The following is a 2,953-nucleotide window of genomic DNA, read 5'->3' on the forward strand; positions in this document are numbered from 1 at the left end:
TTAATATTCTTTATAAATCAACGGGCTATCGCCCAGAAAAATCTTTAAGTGCTAAACTTCTGTCTTTTTTGGACTTTTTCAGTGGCCTCAAATGAACATCGGGGAACTTTCCTGTATAATGAGTACGGACTACTTGTAGTAGCCTTTCATTTTTTGAAGCAAAGCTTTCAAAATTTTGCGTTCCCTGTATCCAACTGCTGAAGCGGATATCTGCAGTTGTTGTGCTAACTGTTTTTCAGTCTTTTCCTCGAAAAAGATACCATAGATGATTTGCTGTTCTTCTGCACTTAGCTTGTCCAAACAGCAACGAAAATAACTTAGCTGTTCTGATTCCAGCACTTCATCCTCAACAGGAGTTAAGCTATCCAAGCAGATAAATTCTATGGATACGCCAGCTTCGCGAAATTGCTCCAAAGAGTGTTCGTGTTTGGCAGCCTTATTTTTTAGGTATCTCTCGTGTTCGTATTCTTGGTAATAGGCTTTATATACCTCATAGGTAACAGGGATTCGTTTCCCCTTTACAATTAATGTATATTCCTTCATCGTTTTAACCTCCAAATTTTCAATGTGTTCAGGTGAAAATTTGGAGGCTGGAGGAGAACGGCATCGGTGTAGACCAACAACACAGAGGCAAAGTTATGCCTGACTGTGTGCCTTTTGAGAAGTTAAGGCGGTGTTCTATGTGAACTGTTAGTTCGTGTTCTTGAGCATAACTTCCCCATAATGATGGCAAACTTTTTTTAACCAGTTAACCGAGATAGAAAATGAAATAGACACGGCGATACCTCCACAGATACCGTCGTGTCCTCAAAAATGGGCAACTTTAATACATCCTCCGCTATTCCGTTTTTCCAAAAACACGGCGGCTTTGAATGTTATTTCAAAACCGCCGATTAACCTTAGCTACTCTTTGAGCATAATGATTTCTCTGCCAAACGGCGGCTTTTTTTTATATGCCGTTTGGCAGATTATTTTAATGCACAATAGTGTTGAATTAATATTACTGTTTTAGAAGAAAATAGAATTCATACGTTTTTTCAGGTGTGGCTCCATTAAAAATAATAGTCCTATCTGAAAGAGTAATAACAATATAGGGGGAATTGTTCCGATGAACATATACCGAGCAATTTCCATATCCCTGTACATTAAATTTACCCACATAAAAACTATCACTATCCCCACCATTGCGTTTGCTCATTTTGGGAAGTTGATCTATTTGCTCTATTGCTTTCACATCATCTATCGAAAAAGAATCACTATACATTGGTGCGCTTATATAAGCTATATGATTTTTCAGTTCAAATTCCACAGTGCCAAAATCTAGTGGCATTACAAACTTTGCAAGGGCTATTGTGCCTATTACAATTATGGCTAGAAAAACATTTATAAATTTTCCAAACTTAGATGCCATATTAACCGTAGTTCCAAAGCCTATGCGCTTTTCAACCCAGACACGTTTGTCATTGGGATTATTGTAATTTCCTGTTGCCCAGTATTGGTCTTCATCGGTGTAAACTTCCTCAGAAGTAAATAAGAGCAGATTATGACGTTCATCTCTTACTGTATAATATGCCGATAAAATAGGTGCATAGGTTAAACAAGTAGATATACCAAGCAATGCCATTATCACAAATGAATCAAGGACACGATATTGAACTAAGAAAAACATAAGCGTATAAAGAATGCTTCCAATGTGAGCTTGCAGAATCCAGCATTTTGACCATTGATGTTTATAAATCTGATTCAGCGCAAGATTTATTTCTGTATTTTCCGAATATGTGATAGTCCGTTCCTTTGTAACTATCATGTAGGCTAGAAATCCTATTACTACACTTATAAGTGAACAAATTGGAAATACCCAAGAGAAATAATGATGCTCTTGTTTATACAACAATAGTAAGATAGGTATTATCGAAATAATAAAAGCTAGAAAAAACCAAAACTGCGAAGTAGGCATTTTACCTTTTAATCTGCTTACTTCCGTGTCAATACTGATAGTGTGTTTTTCACCAACATACCACTTGTTTTCTTTTTTTAACGTATATAATTTATTAAAGTACCTTTTTTGAATAAGACTGTTTACAAAGAAAAGCAAACAGCACCAAGCCAAAATATATAATATGCTGATCGATACGTATTTTGAAATAATTAAAAGGGGGAGCATAAGCAAAAAGAATATTACACCTGCTAAAGTATATGTTTTATGATATTCTTGAACGATTTTTTGCACTTTATTATTTTGGAGTTCTAAACGAGGAAGTGATACCCCGAGAAGAATATTGCCATTTGCCTTTTCAGCGGTTTTATTCGTTAAAATAAGAGTAATCAAAACCACCAGTGTAACAAATAAATTAATAACTATAGAAATCATATGTTCCCTCCTGCAACTTGTGAAATATTCAAACGGTCAAACATTTCAGCACACATCTTTAAAAAATGTTCTTTTTCAATACCCTTAAGTGATGATTCAGTAATTAGTAAAGCTAGTTCACTTTCAATTTTTTCTGAAAAATTATCAGTTAAGAGTGCTGTGGGCTTAATTTTTGCTCCATGCCGACGGTCAATTTCAATGAAACCTTCATTTTTAAGAATAGTATAGACTTTTGTTACTGTCATCATATTAATACCAATATCTTCAGCCATTTGCCGGACAGTAGGTAAGCCCTGGCCAATTTTTAAATCTCCTCGACCTATTCCCATAACAATTTGATTACGCAATTGTACATAGATAGGCGTTGAACTTGCAGTATTTAGTTTAATTATCATTTATATCCTCCACCAATCAACTAAGTATTATTTGTATTATAAATTATAATACAAATAATACTTAGTGTCAAGGAATACATTGCTTTTTAGGCAGCAACTAAATATATTGATTTAAAAATATCGAAACCCATCCAACCCCTTCACTTTTTCCTTAAGAAAAGTGAGGGGCATTTTTTATGCCTTCTTC

Annotated in this window: 3 protein-coding genes; all 3 read right to left on the reverse strand. The window is 34.8% G+C overall.

Translation table 11 applies throughout. From position 1 onward, the window contains the following. Positions 1-129 precede the first annotated feature (129 nt). The gene (locus tag GOQ29_RS09260; RefSeq protein ID WP_203372369.1) at positions 130-543 is read right to left on the reverse strand and encodes a sigma factor-like helix-turn-helix DNA-binding protein; all 414 of its coding nucleotides are present in this window, start codon (positions 541-543) and stop codon (positions 130-132) included. A gap of 457 nt (positions 544-1,000) precedes the next feature. After that, on the reverse strand, positions 1,001-2,371 hold the full coding sequence (locus GOQ29_RS09265) for a DUF5808 domain-containing protein (RefSeq protein WP_203372370.1): 1,371 nt from the start codon (positions 2,369-2,371) through the stop codon (positions 1,001-1,003). Continuing rightward, entirely contained in the window at positions 2,368-2,766 is a 399-nt protein-coding gene (locus GOQ29_RS09270; protein ID WP_203372371.1) for a GntR family transcriptional regulator, read from the reverse strand. The genes GOQ29_RS09265 and GOQ29_RS09270 overlap by 4 nt, the downstream gene beginning before the upstream one ends. Positions 2,767-2,953: the final 187 nt, after the last annotated feature.

The organism is Anaeromonas gelatinilytica (assembly GCF_016820635.1).
Classification (GTDB): domain Bacteria; phylum Bacillota; class Clostridia; order Tissierellales; family SIT17; genus Anaeromonas; species Anaeromonas gelatinilytica.

Coding starts and splice junctions, on each gene's coding strand:
- GOQ29_RS09260 (WP_203372369.1), bottom strand. CDS start 543: ATGAAGGAATATACATTAATTGTAAAGGGGAAACGAATCCCTGTTACC.
- GOQ29_RS09265 (WP_203372370.1), bottom strand. CDS start 2,371: ATGATTTCTATAGTTATTAATTTATTTGTTACACTGGTGGTTTTGATT.
- GOQ29_RS09270 (WP_203372371.1), bottom strand. CDS start 2,766: ATGATAATTAAACTAAATACTGCAAGTTCAACGCCTATCTATGTACAA.